The organism is Pseudomonas sp. N-1-13 (assembly GCF_057787095.1).
In genome coordinates, this window is sequence record NZ_JBYNRI010000001.1 from 714,216 (window position 1) to 730,025 (window position 15,810).

The 15,810-nt window shown below is 60.0% G+C and carries 14 protein-coding genes; 10 read left to right on the forward strand and 4 right to left on the reverse strand.

Going from position 1 to position 15,810, the window contains the following annotated elements; all coding sequences use genetic code 11:
• The first annotated feature begins 176 nt into the window (after window positions 1–176).
• From AC3I65_RS03170 to AC3I65_RS03180, 3 genes are read left to right on the forward strand one after another with little or no spacing between them, the layout of a single operon-like run.
• On the forward strand, window positions 177–698 hold the full coding sequence (locus tag AC3I65_RS03170; RefSeq protein WP_047229571.1) for a (2Fe-2S)-binding protein: 522 nt from the start codon (window positions 177–179) through the stop codon (window positions 696–698).
• Window positions 695–1,684: an FAD binding domain-containing protein gene (locus tag AC3I65_RS03175; protein ID WP_047229572.1), complete on the forward strand. Its 990-nt coding sequence runs from the start codon at window positions 695–697 to the stop codon at window positions 1,682–1,684. Before AC3I65_RS03170 ends, AC3I65_RS03175 begins: the two co-directional genes overlap by 4 nt.
• Window positions 1,684–3,885, forward strand: coding sequence for a xanthine dehydrogenase family protein molybdopterin-binding subunit (locus AC3I65_RS03180; protein ID WP_488523453.1), 2,202 nt, complete (start codon window positions 1,684–1,686; stop codon window positions 3,883–3,885). Before AC3I65_RS03175 ends, AC3I65_RS03180 begins: the two co-directional genes overlap by 1 nt.
• On the opposite strand, the gene AC3I65_RS03185 is transcribed toward AC3I65_RS03180, so the two are convergent.
• Window positions 3,882–5,120: an MFS transporter gene (locus tag AC3I65_RS03185; RefSeq protein ID WP_047229574.1), complete on the reverse strand. Its 1,239-nt coding sequence runs from the start codon at window positions 5,118–5,120 to the stop codon at window positions 3,882–3,884. The genes AC3I65_RS03180 and AC3I65_RS03185 overlap by 4 nt on opposite strands.
• Window positions 5,121–5,623: 503 nt before the next feature.
• On the opposite strand from AC3I65_RS03185, the gene AC3I65_RS03190 reads away from it, so the two are divergent.
• The 3 genes from AC3I65_RS03190 to AC3I65_RS03200 are packed head-to-tail and all read left to right on the forward strand — an operon-like array spanning window position 5,624 to window position 8,260.
• Window positions 5,624–7,063: a cytochrome ubiquinol oxidase subunit I gene (locus AC3I65_RS03190; RefSeq protein WP_047229575.1), complete on the forward strand. Its 1,440-nt coding sequence runs from the start codon at window positions 5,624–5,626 to the stop codon at window positions 7,061–7,063.
• Between the two features lie 3 nt (window positions 7,064–7,066).
• On the forward strand, window positions 7,067–8,074 hold the full coding sequence (cydB, locus tag AC3I65_RS03195; protein WP_047229576.1) for a cytochrome d ubiquinol oxidase subunit II: 1,008 nt from the start codon (window positions 7,067–7,069) through the stop codon (window positions 8,072–8,074).
• A 21-nt stretch (window positions 8,075–8,095) separates the two neighbouring features.
• On the forward strand, window positions 8,096–8,260 hold the full coding sequence (locus tag AC3I65_RS03200) for a DUF2474 domain-containing protein (RefSeq protein ID WP_076386412.1): 165 nt from the start codon (window positions 8,096–8,098) through the stop codon (window positions 8,258–8,260).
• A 20-nt stretch (window positions 8,261–8,280) separates the two neighbouring features.
• Here AC3I65_RS03200 and AC3I65_RS03205 read toward each other — a convergent pair whose 3' ends face one another.
• The gene (locus AC3I65_RS03205) at window positions 8,281–9,420 is read right to left on the reverse strand and encodes a methyltransferase (RefSeq protein ID WP_076386410.1); all 1,140 of its coding nucleotides are present in this window, start codon (window positions 9,418–9,420) and stop codon (window positions 8,281–8,283) included.
• Between the two features lie 182 nt (window positions 9,421–9,602).
• On the reverse strand, window positions 9,603–10,316 hold the full coding sequence (locus AC3I65_RS03210; RefSeq protein WP_488523454.1) for an autoinducer binding domain-containing protein: 714 nt from the start codon (window positions 10,314–10,316) through the stop codon (window positions 9,603–9,605).
• Between the two features lie 291 nt (window positions 10,317–10,607).
• On the opposite strand from AC3I65_RS03210, the gene AC3I65_RS03215 reads away from it, so the two are divergent.
• Window positions 10,608–11,384 carry a ferredoxin--NADP reductase gene (locus AC3I65_RS03215; RefSeq protein ID WP_076386408.1) on the forward strand — a complete coding sequence of 259 codons (777 nt, stop codon included), beginning with the start codon at window positions 10,608–10,610 and terminating at the stop codon, window positions 11,382–11,384.
• A gap of 56 nt (window positions 11,385–11,440) precedes the next feature.
• Here the strand turns inward: AC3I65_RS03215 and mscL are convergent, their stop codons facing one another.
• Complete coding sequence (gene mscL / locus AC3I65_RS03220; protein WP_047229580.1) at window positions 11,441–11,854, reverse strand: large-conductance mechanosensitive channel protein MscL; 414 nt, start codon at window positions 11,852–11,854, stop codon at window positions 11,441–11,443.
• Window positions 11,855–12,136: 282 nt separating this feature from the next.
• Between mscL and katB the strand changes: the two genes are divergently transcribed.
• The 3 genes from katB to radA all read left to right on the forward strand — a co-directional run bounded on the left by katB (window position 12,137) and on the right by radA (window position 15,789).
• The gene (katB, locus tag AC3I65_RS03225; RefSeq protein ID WP_047229581.1) at window positions 12,137–13,678 is read left to right on the forward strand and encodes a catalase KatB; all 1,542 of its coding nucleotides are present in this window, start codon (window positions 12,137–12,139) and stop codon (window positions 13,676–13,678) included.
• A gap of 148 nt (window positions 13,679–13,826) precedes the next feature.
• Window positions 13,827–14,378, forward strand: a complete 552-nt coding sequence (locus AC3I65_RS03230) for an ankyrin repeat domain-containing protein (protein ID WP_370695174.1) — start codon at window positions 13,827–13,829, stop codon at window positions 14,376–14,378.
• A 43-nt stretch (window positions 14,379–14,421) separates the two neighbouring features.
• Window positions 14,422–15,789 carry a DNA repair protein RadA gene (radA, locus tag AC3I65_RS03235; RefSeq protein WP_030140305.1) on the forward strand — a complete coding sequence of 456 codons (1,368 nt, stop codon included), beginning with the start codon at window positions 14,422–14,424 and terminating at the stop codon, window positions 15,787–15,789.
• Window positions 15,790–15,810 lie beyond the last annotated feature (21 nt).

A 15,810-nucleotide genomic window follows, 5' to 3' on the forward strand; every position in this document is an offset into this window, starting at 1 on the left:
ACTCGGTGCGGTACATATATACCGCACATGCCAGGCAAATCTGTGTGTCCTGCGATGGCCAAGGCTTTTTCGGCGCGTCGAAATTGCCTTGAACGCTCACCCCACCCCGAAGTCGTACCCCTTATGACGGCGGTTTGCGAAAACGCCGCGAGTGTACGACCAACCGTGAGGTGTTTATGAGCGCGACCCTGTCCGAAGCGACACCGGCGTCCTTCGTCCGCCATCCGATCCGCTTGACGCTCAATGGTCAGGCGCGCGAACTGCACGTGCTGCCCTGGACCACGCTGCTGGACCTGCTGCGTGAGCAACTGGATCTGGTGGGCAGCAAGAAAGGTTGCGACCACGGTCAATGTGGTGCCTGTACGGTGCTGCGCGATGGCAAGCGGATCAACGCCTGCCTGACCCTGGCGGTGATGTGCGACGGCGCTGAGCTGACCACCATCGAGGGGTTGGCCAACGGTGATCAGTTGCATCCCATGCAGCAGGCTTTCATCAAGCACGACGCCTTCCAGTGCGGTTACTGCACGCCTGGGCAGATCTGTTCCGCGGTGGGATTGGCCAATGAAGGCCGGGCACAGACTGGGGCGCAGATCAGCGAACTGATGAGCGGCAATCTCTGCCGGTGCGGCGCCTACAACAACATTCGTGACGCTATCGAAGAGGCATTGCCGCTCTGTCAGCAGGGAGGTGATCAATGAACCCTTTCCAATACAGCAAGCCCGACACCGTGCAGGCCGCCGTCGACTTGTCGAGCCCGGTTTCACGCTTCATTGCCGGTGGCACCAACCTGCTGGACCTGATGAAAGAAAACCTCACCCGCCCCGAGCACCTGATCGACATTACCGGGCTGCCCCTGGCGGACCTCAGCGAAACCCCTTCCGGTGGGGTGATGATCGGCGCGTTGGTGAGCAATGCCGATCTGGCTTGGCATCCCTGGATCCAGCGCCGCTATCCGCTGCTTTCCCAGGCAATCCTGGCGGGCGCCTCGCCGCAGTTGCGCAACATGGCCAGCACCGGCGGTAACCTCCTGCAACGCACCCGCTGTTATTACTTCTATGACGCCAACGTGCCGTGCAACAAGCGACGGCCAGGCAGCGGCTGTCCGGCTCGGGACGGCTTGAACCGTATGCACGCGATATTCGGCGCCAGTGATCAATGTGTCGCCACGCACCCTTCCGACATGTGCGTGGCACTGGCTGCCTTGGAGGCCGTGGTGCATGTTATCGGTCGGGGCGGGGCACGGACCATCGAGTTCGCTGACTTTCACCGTCTGCCCGGCGATGCCCCGGAACGGGACAACCAACTGGCCGATGATGAACTGATCACCGCCATTGAGTTGCCTGCCGCCGGTTTCGCTGAACACAGCCATTACTTGAAAATTCGGGACCGGGCCTCCTACGCCTTTGCGCTGGTTTCGGTAGCGGCGGCGCTCGAGCTGGACGGGCCGGTGATCCGCCAGGCGCGCCTGGCCCTCGGCGGCGTGGCCCACAAACCCTGGCGCGACCGGGCCGTGGAAAGCTGGCTGACCGGTCAGACCGTCAGCCGCGAAACCTTCACTGCTGCCGCTGACGCGCTGTTGCAAAACGCCGAGCCGCTGGAACATAACGGCTTCAAGGTCAGACTGGCGCGCCGGGCGGTGGTCCGCGCCTTGAGCGATGCCGCACTGGTGGGAGGACAAGCCTGATGAATGCTTCGAGCAAATCCATAGGGCAACCACTTGACCGGGTCGATGGCCTGCTCAAGGTCACCGGCCAGGCCCGATATGCCGGCGAATACCCCGAGGACGGTTTGCTGCACGGCAGCGTCGTCTCCAGCAGCATCGCCCGTGGCCGCGTGCTGCGCATCGATGCCACCCGAGCGTTGGCGTTGCCCGGGGTGGTCACGGTGATCGACCACACCAACCGCCCCAGGATCGCCAGCTACGACGAGCCTTACGAGGACGCCGATGCGGCAGAGGGGTCGCCGTTCCGACCGCTGTACAACGATCAGGTACTCTACAGCGGCCAGCCGTTGGCCTTGGTGGTCGCTGAAAACCTCGAGCTGGCCCGTTACGCCGGTTCGCTTATTGAAATCGAATATGAAGCCCGGGACCATCAGACCGATCTGGCAATCCTGCAAAACGAAGCCCATCCGGCGCCGGCAGAATTGCCCAAGCCCCGTGGGAATTTTCAGGGCGAGTACGCCAGTTCGGCCCTCAGTGTGGACGTGTCCTACAGCACACCGATCGAACACCACAACCCGATGGAGCCTCATGCCTCCACCGTGCTGTATCAGCCTGACGGCAGCCTGCACATCCACGACAAGACCCAAGGCACGCAAAACTGTCAAGCCTATGTGCAAAAGGTCTTCGGGCTTGAGAAAGAGCAGGTGCGAGTGTTTGCCGCCTATGTGGGCGGCGCCTTCGGTTCCGGGCTGCGGCCACAGTACCAACTGCCCCTGGCGGTGATGGCAGCGCTGACGCTCAAACGCTCGGTGCGGGTCAGTCTGACGCGCCAGCAGATGTTTACCTTTGGCTATCGACCACGGACCTTTCAGCGCCTGCAACTGGGGGCCGCGGCCAACGGGCGACTGTTGGCGGTGGCGCATACCGCCATCGGCCAGACCTCGCGCTTTGAAGATTTCACCGAGCATGTGGTGGAGTGGAGCGGCATGCTCTATCACTGCGACAACGTTGAATTGACCTACAAACTGGTGCCGTTGGACGTCTATACGCCGCTGGACATGCGCGCTCCCGGCGCTGCCCTGGGACTGATCGGCCTGGAGTGCGCCATGGATGAACTGGCCTGTGCCCTGGCGATCGATCCGGTTCAACTGCGGTTGCTCAACTATGCCGAGCGTAACGAGAACGAAGACAAGCCATATTCCAGCAAGGAGTTGCGTGAGTGCTATGCCCAAGGTGCCCGTCGTTTTGGCTGGGACAAGCGCAACCCGGAACCGCGCAGCATGCGTGAAGGTCGGCAGTTGGTCGGTTGGGGCATGGCGGGCGGTGTGTGGGAGGCCATGCAGCAGAAGGCCAGCGCTCGGGCCTCGCTGGATGCCAACGGTCAGTTGACCGTCAGCAGTGCCACCACTGACATCGGTACTGGCACCTACACAGTCATGACCCAGATCGCCGCCCAAGCGTCAGGCGTTTCCCTGGAAAACGTCACCTTTATCCTCGGTGATTCGTCGCTGCCGACTGCGCCGCTGCAGGGCGGCTCGTTCACCGTCTCGTCGGTGGGCACCGCTGTGCAGCAGGCCTGTGAAGCCCTGAAGGAAAAACTCCTGGCTGTGGCGCGGCAGAGCTGTCCGGCCTTTGCTGGCGCGACCCTTGAGCAAGTGACGTTTGCCGACGGTCAGCTACGGTTGGGCGAGGCCTGTGTCTCGTTGGCAGAGTTGGCGCAAAAAAGCGGCGAGACGCCCTTGCAGGTTCAGGTTACTGCCGAGCCGGAGGAAAAACGCCAAGCCTACGCTACGGCCACGCATTCGGCGGTGTTTGTCGAAGTGCTGGTGGATGAGGACTTGGGCACGGTGAAGGTCAATCGGGTGGTCAGCGCCATCGCCGCCGGACGGGTGATCAACCCGAAAACCGCGCGCAGCCAGATCCTTGGCGGCGTGGTCTGGGGCGTCGGCATGACCTTGCACGAAGAAACCTTGACTGACCATGCGTTGGGCCGGCACATGAATCACAGCCTGGCGGAATACCATGTGCCGGTGAACGCCGACATCGGGGATATTGACGTGGTTTTTGTCGACGAGCACGACGAGATCGTCAATGCCCTCGGCTCCAAGGGCGTCGGTGAGATTGGCATCGTTGGTGTGGCGGCGGCCGTGGCCAATGCGATTTATCACGCCACCGGCAAACGGGTCCGGGACTTTCCCATCACGCTGGATAAATTGCTTTAGGTTTTCGCAGCGTCCACCGGTTCGTGCATCCGGTCACGGTTGGCCAGGGTCGGGAACAGTTTGATCCAGACCCCGGTCACCAGCAGTGTGCCGACACCGCCCATGACCACCGCCGGCACGGTGCCGAACCAGTGGGCGGTCAGGCCGGACTCGAACTCGCCCAACTGGTTCGAGGCACCGATGAACAGTCCGTTCACGGCGCTGACCCGGCCGCGCATTTCGTCTGGCGTTTCCAACTGCACGAAGGAGGCGCGGATCACCATGCTGATCATGTCCGCCGCGCCTAGCACCACCAGCACCGCCAGGGAAAACCAGAACGAAGTGGAGAGGCCGAAGGCAATGGTGGCGACGCCGAACACGCCCACGGCGGTGAACATCACCCGACCGACCTTGCGCTCCACGGCAAACCGCGCCAGCCATAGCGACATCAGCAAGGCCCCCACCGCCGGAGCCGAGCGCAGCAGGCCCAGGCCCCAGGGACCGGTAAGCAGAATATCCTTGGCGAACACCGGCAACAGCGCGGTCGCGCCGCCCAGCAGTACCGCAAACAGGTCCAGGGAAATCGCCCCGAGAATGTCTGGGCGGCTGCGGATGAAGCGAATCCCGGCCAGCAACGAATCCATGGTTGCCTTGCCTTTGTTCAACGGCGTCTGGCGGGCGGGCAGGTTGAGCATCAGGCAGCAGGCGATGACGTAGAGCAACACGGTCGGCCCATAGACCCAGACGCTGCCAAAGGCATAGAGCAGACCGCCCAGTGCCGGGGCGACGATGGTCGCGGACTGCTGGGCCGACTGCGCGGCGGCCACGGCGCGGGGAAACAGCGCGGCCGGCACGATGCTCGGCAGCAGCGCTTGGGTGGTCGGCATCTCAAAGGAGCGGGCGGCGCCCAGCAGGAAGGCGAGGATGAAGATCATCTCCCGCGTGACGTTATCGGTGGCGCTGCCGATGACCAGCGCCAGGGCAATCATCGCCTGCAACGACTGGCAGATCGCCGCGACCTTGCGGCGATCATAGCGGTCGGCCACATGCCCGGTGTGCAGCATGAACAGCACACGCGGAGCAAACTCCACCAACCCTACAAGACCCAGGTCCAATACGTTGCCGGTCAGTTGATAGAGGTTCCAGCCGATGGCCACGGTGAGCATCTGGAAGCCACTGGCGGTGAAAATCCGGGCCAGCCAGAAGGCGATGAAGGGGCGGTGGTGGCGGAGCAGCAATGGCGCTTGGCTGGGCATCTATGACGGGTCCGGTGATGAGGGCATCGAGATTATCACCGAGTTGTAACTGGAGGTTGCGGTTGCTGGAAAAATAGTTAGCCAAGCATCTACTTTTCACATAGCACGCTTTTTTTTTGGCGAGGGGATTTATCCCCGCTGGGGTGCGAAGCGGCCCCAAGCTTTTGCGAGCGCTGCGCACTCGAGCGGGGATATCCCCTCGCCACAACAGTGCACTCCTCAAGATTCAAGAAATCTTGGCTTAGAGCAGGATTGCAGCACTGAGACAACCTGTCACGCGACAAAAGACCACGCCGTCCGGCGGCCATAATGCGACTACTCTTTGAGCATTGCTTGATCCAGGTCAATACCCTCCGGGGGCTTGGGCTGGCGGCCATCCGGCCACGTTCCTGCGTTGTGACGGTTTAAAAAAAGAACGATTTGAAAAGCATCGCACTCCATATCCCTGGAGGTTGCGATGCAAGCCCCGCCCGCAGCCGGTTTTACCTGACAGAGGAAGACTTATGTTCGGTTTGGAGGCGCTCGATCTCGCCCGAATCCAGTTCGCGTTCACCATCTCGTTCCATATCCTGTTCCCGGCCATCACCATCGGCCTGGCGAGTTACCTGGCGGTACTCGAGGGCTTGTGGCTCAAGACCCGCGACGACACCTACCGCGACCTGTACCACTTCTGGTCGAAGATCTTTGCCGTCAACTTCGGCATGGGGGTGGTATCCGGTTTGGTCATGGCCTATCAGTTCGGCACCAACTGGAGTCGTTTCTCTGACTTCGCCGGCGCGGTCACCGGGCCGCTGCTGACTTACGAGGTGCTCACGGCGTTCTTCCTCGAAGCCGGGTTCCTGGGGGTGATGCTGTTCGGTTGGAACCGCGTCGGGCGCGGTCTGCATTTCTTTTCCACAGTCATGGTAGCGATCGGCACGCTGATCTCGACGTTCTGGATCCTGTCCTCCAACAGCTGGATGCAGACTCCCCAGGGCTACGAAATCATCGATGGCCGGGTCATCCCGGTGGACTGGCTGGCGGTGGTGTTCAACCCCTCGTTCCCCTATCGGCTGTTGCACATGTCCACGGCAGCGTTTGTCGCCACGGCGTTTTTCGTCGGTTCGTCGGCGGCCTGGCACTTGTTGCGCGGTCGGGATACCCCGGCCATTCGCCGCATGCTCTCGATGGCGATGTGGATGGCGTTGCTGGTGGCGCCGATCCAGGCCGTCATTGGCGACTTCCATGGCCTCAACACCCTCAAGCATCAACCGGCCAAGATCGCGGCCATCGAAGGTCACTGGGAAAATGTCGGCAATGAGCCTACCCCGCTGATCCTGTTTGGCTGGCCGGACATGCAGGCGGAAAAGACCCGGTTCGCCGTGGAAATCCCCTACCTGGGCAGCCTGATCCTGACCCACAGCCTGGACAAACAGGTGCCGGCCCTCAAGGAGTTCCCGCCTGAAGACCGACCGAATTCGACCATTGTGTTCTGGTCGTTCCGGATCATGGTAGGCCTGGGGCTGCTGATGATTTTCACCGGTCTGTGCAGTCTCTGGTTGCGCCGCAACGACCGGCTCTACCAATCCCGACCGTTCCTTCACATGGTCTTGTGGATGGGGCCGTCCGGCCTGATCGCGATCCTTGCTGGCTGGTTCACCACCGAAATCGGTCGCCAGCCCTGGGTGGTCTACGGCCTGATGCGCACGGCCGATGCTTCCTCCGGCCACAGCTTTGCGCAGATGAGCATCACGCTTGTGCTGTTCGTCGTGGTGTATTTCGCGCTGTTCGGTGCGGGGCTGAGCTACATGATGCGCCTGGTGCGCAAAGGGCCGGAAGCCCATGAAGATGAGCCGGCCGACGGTGGCCCGGGTCAGAAACGTACCCCGGCCCGTCCATTGTCGGCCGCCGATGATGGCGACGACGAAGTGGACCATAACGACAGCTCGCACAAGGGGAATTGAGTCATGGGTATTGATCTTCCGCTGATCTGGGCCGTGGTCATCATCTTCGGCATCATGATGTACGTGATCATGGATGGCTTTGACCTGGGGATCGGCATTCTTTTCCCCTTCATCAAGGCTGAGCGTGATCGTGACGTGATGATGAACACCGTAGCGCCGGTCTGGGACGGTAACGAAACCTGGCTGGTGCTGGGTGGCGCGGGCCTGTTCGGGGCGTTTCCGCTGGCTTATTCGGTGGTGCTTTCGGCGCTGTACCTGCCGCTGATCCTGATGCTCATCGGGCTGATTTTCCGCGGCGTGGCCTTTGAGTTTCGCTTCAAGGCCAAGGCTCACAAGCGCCATCTGTGGGACAAGGCGTTCATCGGCGGTTCCCTGACGGCCACCTTCTTCCAGGGGGTGGCGTTGGGGGCGTTCATTGATGGATTCGAAGTGGTCGATCGCCAGTTCGCCGGCGGCTCCCTGGACTGGTTCACACCGTTCACCGTCTTCTGTGGCCTGGCCTTGATCGTCGCCTACGCCTTGCTCGGCTGCACTTGGCTGATCATGAAAACCGAAGGCAAGTTGCAGGAGCAGATGCATAACCTGGCCAGGCCGCTGGCGTTCGGGGTGCTGGCGGTGATCGGTATCGTCAGTATCTGGACTCCGCTGGCTCACGCCGATATCGCGGCGCGCTGGTTTACCCTGCCGAATCTGTTCTGGTTCCTGCCGGTACCGATCCTGGTGCTGGTGACCATGTACGGGTTGTTTCGCGCCGTTGCCCGCAACGCCAACTACACGCCGTTCATTCTGACGCTGGCGCTGATCTTCCTCGGTTACAGCGGTCTGGGCATCAGCTTGTGGCCGAACATCGTGCCGCCATCCATCTCCATCTGGGACGCGGCGTCACCGCCACAGAGCCAGGGGTTCATGCTGGTCGGGACGCTGTTCATCATTCCTTTGATTCTGGTGTACACCTTCTGGAGCTACTACGTGTTCCGGGGCAAGGTGACCCATGACGACGGCTACCATTGATTGACCTGCGAGGCATTGAAAATGGCCAAGCCTGATTTGAAAGACATCGAAGCGGCTGAAAAGAAGCCGCTCTGGCAGCGACTTGGCTGGCTGGCGCTGATCTGGGCCGGCAGTGTACTGGCGCTGTTTATCGTCGCCAGCCTGATGCGGATGTTCATGAACGCCGCAGGGCTGACCACCCACTGACGCTCCCGGGCAGGGTCAAATTATTTGCGGGCCTTGAGGATGACGAATTTCGGGGTTGCGGCCACTTGTTCGACACCCCGGAACAACCGCGCCAGTTTGCTGTGGTAGCCCAGGTGCCGATTGCCGACGATGTACAGCGCGCCGCCGACCACCAGTGCTTCGCGCGCCTGCTGAAACATCCGCCAGGCGAGGAAGTCGCCCACCACCTGCTGTTGGTGGAAAGGCGGATTACACAGCACTACGTCCAATGATTGCGGCTCTTGCCCGGCCAGACCGTCCCCAGCTCGTATGGTCACCTCACGCTCGCCCAGGGCGGCGCGCCAGTTCTCGGCGGCCGACTGCACGGCCATGTACGATTCATCCACCAGGGTGTAGTGGGCCTCGGGATTCTGCAGGGCGCTGGCGATTGCCAGTACACCGTTGCCGCACCCCAGGTCCGCGACGCGGGCGGTGCCCAGGTTCTTTGGCAGATGCGGCAGAAATGCCCGGGTGCCGATGTCCAGGCCTTCGCGACAGAACACGTTGGCGTGGTTGAGCAATTCGATCTTTGGCTCTTCCAACCAATAGCGCGTGGGGTAGGGGGATGCGGTCGGCACTCGGGTTTCTGGCTGGAGCGCTTCTGGCGTGGCGATCAACAAGCGAGCTTTTTTCACTGCCAGCGAGGCCTGCACCGGGCCAACGTAGCGTTCCAGCAGGTCACCGGCGGCCCGTGGCAGATGCTTGACCATCGCAGCAGCAATCACCTGGGCGCCGGGGGCCAATTGGCCTTGCAGGCGAATCAACTGTTCTTCCAGCAGGGCCAGGGTTTTCGGCACTTTGATCAGGACGCGGTTGAAAGGTCCGGTCAACGGTTCACTGGCCGGCAACGTCGGCACTGCATCAAAGGGCAGGCCGTTGCGCACCAGGTTTTTCTCCAGCGCCTGCAAGGCCAGGTACGAGTCGCTGCTGCTGATGACTTCAACCTTGCCGGCAAGGCTCGCCGCCAGGGCACCAAAGCTGTCATTGAGGACCAGGACCCGGGTATCGGCGAGCGGCTGTTGCTCGGCCAGATACGCGAGCAGGTATTCGTCGGCTGCGTCAAAGGCTTGCAGCGGTTCGTTCTGCTGTTCGGGTTGGCGGATCAGGTCAAGTTGGGCGAAGGGACTGTCGAGCAAGGGCATGGCTGGGACTCTGGAGATCAACGAATGTCCCGCTGCCCCGGGGCAGGTGTCTCAGCGGGACCGCCTGAATGAACTTCGTCGCGTACTGGGCGCGTCATCATTCAAGTGGAGCCGTAAATGGTACGTTTTTTTTCCAGGCATTACTCGCGGGTTTTTTCAGGTTGGTAAGTGCGCCGCACGGTTCAGATCACATGGATGTGGGCCGCCTTGGCTACCGCTGAGATTTTGTTGTTGACGTTCAGCTTTCGCATGCAACTGCACACATGGAAGTTCACGGTGCGCTCGGAGAGGCAGAGGATTCTGCCCACTTCCGAAGCCGTCTTGCCTTCGGCCGACCACCTCAATACTTCGATCTCTCTGGGTGATAAATGACATTTTTGTGGAGTCGCGGCAGCGTCAGCCAGTTTTTTGCTGGCCAGCGCATGCAATCTTTGACTGGCGAAAATGGCATAGCCCAGATTTGCGTAATGCTCGTCGATATCGATGGGGCAATGAGTCCGGGCCAGGCTGAAAAGGCTGCAGTGTGCCCCCTGTTCATCATGAACGGCCTGGGTCCAGCCATACTTGAGTCCCTGACGATTAAGTTCTCGCCACAACTTGGGGGCCTGAGCAAAAACAGTCTCATCCCACAAGATTGGAAGCGGTGATTGATTGCAATGTGCTACTAGTGGGTCGTTCGATGCATAGCCGTTCTGTTCATATAGTCTGTCCCATCCATAAGGGTAGTTATTCAGGTTTACCTTGTTGGTATGCTTGTCCGGGCTTCCGAGATAGGCTGAGAATGCACAATATTCAAATCCCTGATTGTTAAAGAAATTCTGGACTAGACGATAGGCCGTCTGTAAGTCCTTTTCACAGGATAACTTCCTCAACAGCAAGTCCTTCCACTTGTCCATCGCTCTCTCCTGGGTTGAGTTCGTCCATGCGGATCCAATCCATGATGCGAATTTTTAGTGTAGGACTATTCTTAAATTGCAGTGGGCTTTTTTTTATTTGCTTACAGTTTGAAATGTTTAAGAAATAAACTTTTTGAGTATGATTTTACAGTTGGGATAGTTTTGTATAAGTCTGGTAGAAGATATGCTCGGCGACGGAGGCATTAGTAGCTAAAGTGCCACTACTCGTTGTCAGTGGTGAAGGGGCTCACTTTGCGGGACACTGTAAGTCTTGTCTCGTTGGAGTGGCTCATGATCGACAGCTCAGAGAAGTTCACCCGTCAAACCTTGCTCGATGTGCAGCCCGTGGCACCTCATTTGTTTACGTTGCGTACCACACGGGATCGCGGTTTTCGTTTTCGGGCGGGCCAGTTCGCCCGGCTCGGGGTCGCTAAAGCGGATGGCACCATCGTTTGGCGGGCATATTCCATGGTGTCTTCGCCGTTCGATGAATTCCTCGAGTTTTTTTCCATCGTGGTACCGGACGGCGAGTTCACCAGCGAACTGAGTCGGCTGCAGCCAGGCGACAGCCTGCTGGTTGATCGCCAGGCCTTTGGCTACCTGACGCTTGATCGTTTCGTTGACGGGCGCGATTTGTGGCTGCTGTCCACGGGAACGGGCGTCGCACCGTTCCTCTCGATTCTCCAGGATTTCGAAGCATGGGAAAAATTCGAGACGATCGTCCTGGTGTACAGCGTCCGCGAGGCACGGGAGCTGGCATATCAGGAGCTGATCAAAGGGTTGACCCAGCGCGACTACCTGGCCGGCTACGCCCACAAGTTTCGTTTCATCGCGACCGTCACCCGTGAACAGCATCCCGGTGCGCTCAGCGGACGAATCACGACACTGATCGAAAATGGCGAGTTGGAAAGGGCGGCTGACATCGAGCTGACGCCGGAACACTCGCGGGTGATGTTGTGCGGCAATCCGCAGATGATCGATGACACGCGCAAGCTGCTCAAGGCCAGGGGCCTGCAACTGAGTCTCAGCCGTCGGCCGGGTCAGGTGGCCGTGGAAAACTATTGGTAGCAAAGGCGCCTGTGGCGAGGAGATAAAAACCCACGCCACAGGCGGCGAAGCGTGAGTCAGGGCCTCTCGTTCTGGGCCTTGAGCAGGTCGCGAATTTCGCTCAGCAACAGTTCTTCCTTGGTCGGAACCGGTGGCGCGCTGGGAGCAACGGCTTCTTCGCGCTTGAGACGGTTGATGGCCTTGACGCCCATGAAAATGGCGAACGCCACAATGATGAAATCAATGGTGCTTTGAATGAATTTGCCATAGGCCAATACCACCGCCGGCGCATCGCCTTGTGCCGCCTTGAGTGTGATGGCCAGGTCGCTGAAGTCCACCCCGCCAATCAAAAGGCCGATCGGAGGCATGATGACGTCGCCAACGAAGGACGAAACGATTTTGCCGAAAGCAGCACCGATAATGATCCCGACGGCCATGTCGACGACATTGCCTTTGACCGCGAAGGCCTTGAACTCGTTAATCACGCCCATGAGTTGTTCCTTGTGACAGATGAAGTGGATGGTGGCAGTGTAAATCAGCCAAACGCGTCCTGCTCGAAACGCCTGCTTAAAAAGCTTCAGTTATCGACTCGGGACAGGAGGAAAAGTTTACAAAGTGCCATCAATCGCGCGTGATACGCGGTCCCGAGCCGATTCCCTATAAGGATTTTTCTATCGGATCGGTGCGGCATTTCTATTTAGGTTTTTCTTTTTAGAGCACTAGCCTCTGCAAGGCGCACATGGATGCGCTCTATAACATCAGAGGAAACGCCTATGAACATTTCCCTTGGCGGCGGGACTTTTACCCCTCGCCGTGCTTTTTTTGTGCTCACCGCCAGCCTGTTGTCCTTGTCCGTCAACGCGGCCACCCTGACCCGCGATAACGGTGCGGCCGTGGGCGACAACCAGAACTCGCAAACAGCCGGTCCTAACGGGCCGACCTTGTTGCAAGACGTGCAACTGATCCAGAAACTCCAGCGCTTCGACCGCGAGCGCATCCCCGAGCGCGTGGTGCATGCACGAGGAACCGGTGCCCATGGCACATTTACAGTCACCGACGACCTCAGTGATCTGACCAAGGCCAAAGTCTTCGCCGCTGGCCAGGCCACGCCGGTGTTCGTGCGTTTTTCTGCTGTAGTGCATGGCAACCATTCGCCGGAAACCCTGCGTGACCCCCGTGGCTTTGCCACCAAGTTCTACACGGCCGAGGGTAACTGGGATCTGGTGGGTAACAACTTCCCGACCTTCTTCATTCGCGATGCCATCAAGTTTCCAGACATGGTCCATGCTTTCAAACCCGACCCTCGGACAAACTTGGATGATGACGCCCGCCGTTTCGATTTCTTTTCTCACGTGCCCGAAGCAACGCGCACGCTGACCGAGTTGTATTCCAATTCCGGCACGCCGGCCAGTTATCGTGAAATGGACGGTAACGGTGTGCATGCCTACAAGTTGGTGAATGCAAAGGGTGAAGTTCACTACGTAAAGTTTCATTGGAAAAGTTTGCAGGGCCTGAAAAATCTCGATCCGAAAGAAGTTGTGAAAGTTCAGGGGCAAGATTACAGCCATATGACTAACGATCTGGTGAGTCATATTAATAAGGGCGACTTCCCGAAATGGGACTTGTACGTTCAGGTGCTGAACCCGCAGGACCTTTCCACGTTTGATTTCGATCCTCTTGATGCGACAAAAATCTGGCCGGGTGTGCCTGAACGCAAAGTCGGGCAAATGGTTTTGAACCGTAACCCGGCGAATGTTTTCCAGGAAACCGAGCAAGTGGCGATGGCGCCGGCCAATCTTGTTCCGGGCATCGAGCCGTCGGAAGATCGACTGTTGCAGGGGCGGGTGTTCTCCTATGCCGATACGCAAATGTATCGAGTAGGACCCAACGCGCTTCAGTTGCCCATCAATGCGCCGAAGGTGGCGGTCAACAATGGCAACCAGGACGGCGCGATGAATTCGGGCGCCACCAGCACCGGCGTGAATTATCAGCCGAGCCGCCTGATGCCTCGCCAGGAACAGCCAACGGCACGCTACAGCCAGACCGCGCTGACTGGCAGTACCCAGCAGGCGAAGATCCAGCGTGAGCAGAACTTCAAGCAAGCCGGTGACCTGTACCGCTCGTTCAACCAGAAAGAGCGCAATGACCTGATCGAAAGCTTCGGCGGATCGCTGGCGACCACCGATGAGGAGAGCAAGCACATCATCCTGTCGTTCCTCTACAAGGCTGATCCTGAATACGGCACTGGTGTAGCCCGTGTCGCCAAAGGCGATCTGACCCGGGTCAAGGCGCTGGCGGAAAAACTCAGCGACTGATCCACAGCCTGGCACGTGCATAACCCGTGGGAGCAAAGCTTGCTCGCGAAGCAGGCGCTGCGGTCTGAAGCCAGACCGAGTCGTCTGCGTTGCGGGCAAGCCATGCTCCCGCAACCCTGCATCTACAGCCTTGCGCCAAGGAGACGTCATGCTGCGTAACTTCCTGTTTTCGATGCTCGCAATCGGGTCGTTGAGCGTATGGGCCGATCAGCCCATGCCCACCGACCCGGTGGTTGTACAAGAGCAGTTGCAAACTTATTACTTCGACGCCGCCCGGCGGGGCGACGTGCCGATGCTCGAGACCTTTATCGAGGCTGGTTACTCGCTCAACACCCAGGACGAAAAAGGCTACACCGCGCTGATCCTGGCCGCTTACCACGGCCATGGCGCGGCGGTGGAGCGGCTGCTGGCCGCTGGCGCCGATGCCTGCACCCAGGACAACCGGGGCAACACGGCGCTGATGGGCGCCATTTTCAAGGGCCAAGTGCAGATCGCGCGCCGTTTGTTGTCCACCGATTGCAACCCGGACCAGCGCAACGGCGCCGGACAGACCGCAGCGATGTACGCCGGCCTGTTCAAGCGCGTCGAGTTGCTCGACGCTTTGGCGGCCAAAGGGGCGGACCTGCAGGCCCAGGATCCGCTGGGCAATACCGCGGCGAACCTGGCCAACGGTGAAATCAGAATGCCGGCCCCGCGCTGACCCCCGCGTGGGCTATCATCGCGGTTTTTATCCCGGAGTTCAGATGGCCAAGGCAAAGCGCATGTATGGCTGCACCGAGTGCGGCTCGACCTTTCCCAAATGGGCCGGCCAGTGCAGTGAGTGCGGTGCCTGGAACACCTTGACCGAAACCATGGTCGAGAGTGGCGGTGCCGCAGCCCCCACCGGTCGCACGGGGTGGGCCGGTCAGCAGGCGCAAATCAAGACCCTCGCCGAAGTCAGCGTCGAGGAAATTCCACGGTTTTCCACCGCGTCCGGCGAGCTGGACCGCGTATTGGGCGGTGGCCTGGTGGACGGTTCGGTCGTGCTGATTGGCGGGGACCCGGGCATCGGCAAGTCCACCATCCTGTTGCAAACCTTGTGCAACCTGGCCACGCGCATGCCGGCGCTGTACGTCACTGGCGAGGAATCCCAGCAGCAAGTCGCCATGCGCGCCCGGCGTCTGGGGCTGCCCCAGGATCAACTGCGGGTCATGACCGAGACGTGCATCGAAACCATCATCGCCACGGCCCGCCTGGAAAAACCCAAGGTCATGGTGATCGACTCAATCCAGACGATTTTCACCGAACAACTGCAATCGGCGCCGGGCGGCGTGTCACAGGTGCGTGAAAGCGCGGCGTTGCTGGTGCGGTATGCCAAGCAGAGCGGTACGGCGATTTTCCTGGTGGGCCACGTCACCAAGGAAGGCGCGCTGGCAGGCCCGCGGGTGCTGGAGCACATGGTGGATACCGTGTTGTATTTCGAGGGCGAATCCGACGGTCGCCTGCGTTTGTTGCGGGCAGTGAAGAATCGCTTTGGCGCCGTCAATGAATTGGGTGTGTTCGGCATGACCGACAGAGGCTTGAAAGAAGTCTCGAATCCTTCGGCGATTTTTCTCACGCGCGCCCAGGAAGAAGTGCCGGGCAGTGTGGTCATGGCGACCTGGGAAGGCACCCGACCGATGCTGGTGGAGGTTCAGGCGCTGGTGGATGACAGCCATTTGGCGAACCCGCGTCGGGTCACCTTGGGGCTGGATCAGAATCGGCTCGCCATGTTGCTGGCGGTCCTGCATCGACACGGTGGCATTCCTACCCACGATCAGGATGTTTTCCTCAACGTGGTGGGCGGCGTCAAAGTATTGGAAACCGCGTCTGACCTGGCGTTGATGGCGGCGGTCATGTCCAGCCTGCGCAATCGGCCGCTGCCCCATGATCTGCTGGTGTTCGGTGAAGTGGGGCTGTCGGGGGAAGTCCGGCCGGTGCCCAGCGGACAGGAGCGGCTCAAGGAGGCGGCCAAGCACGGTTTCAAACGCGCCATCGTGCCCAAGGGCAACGCGCCGAAGGAAGCGCCTGCCGGGTTGCAGATCATTGCCGTGACCCGCCTGGAACAGGCGCTGGATGCGTTGTTCGAATAACTCCGAGGCCTGCTGTGTGGT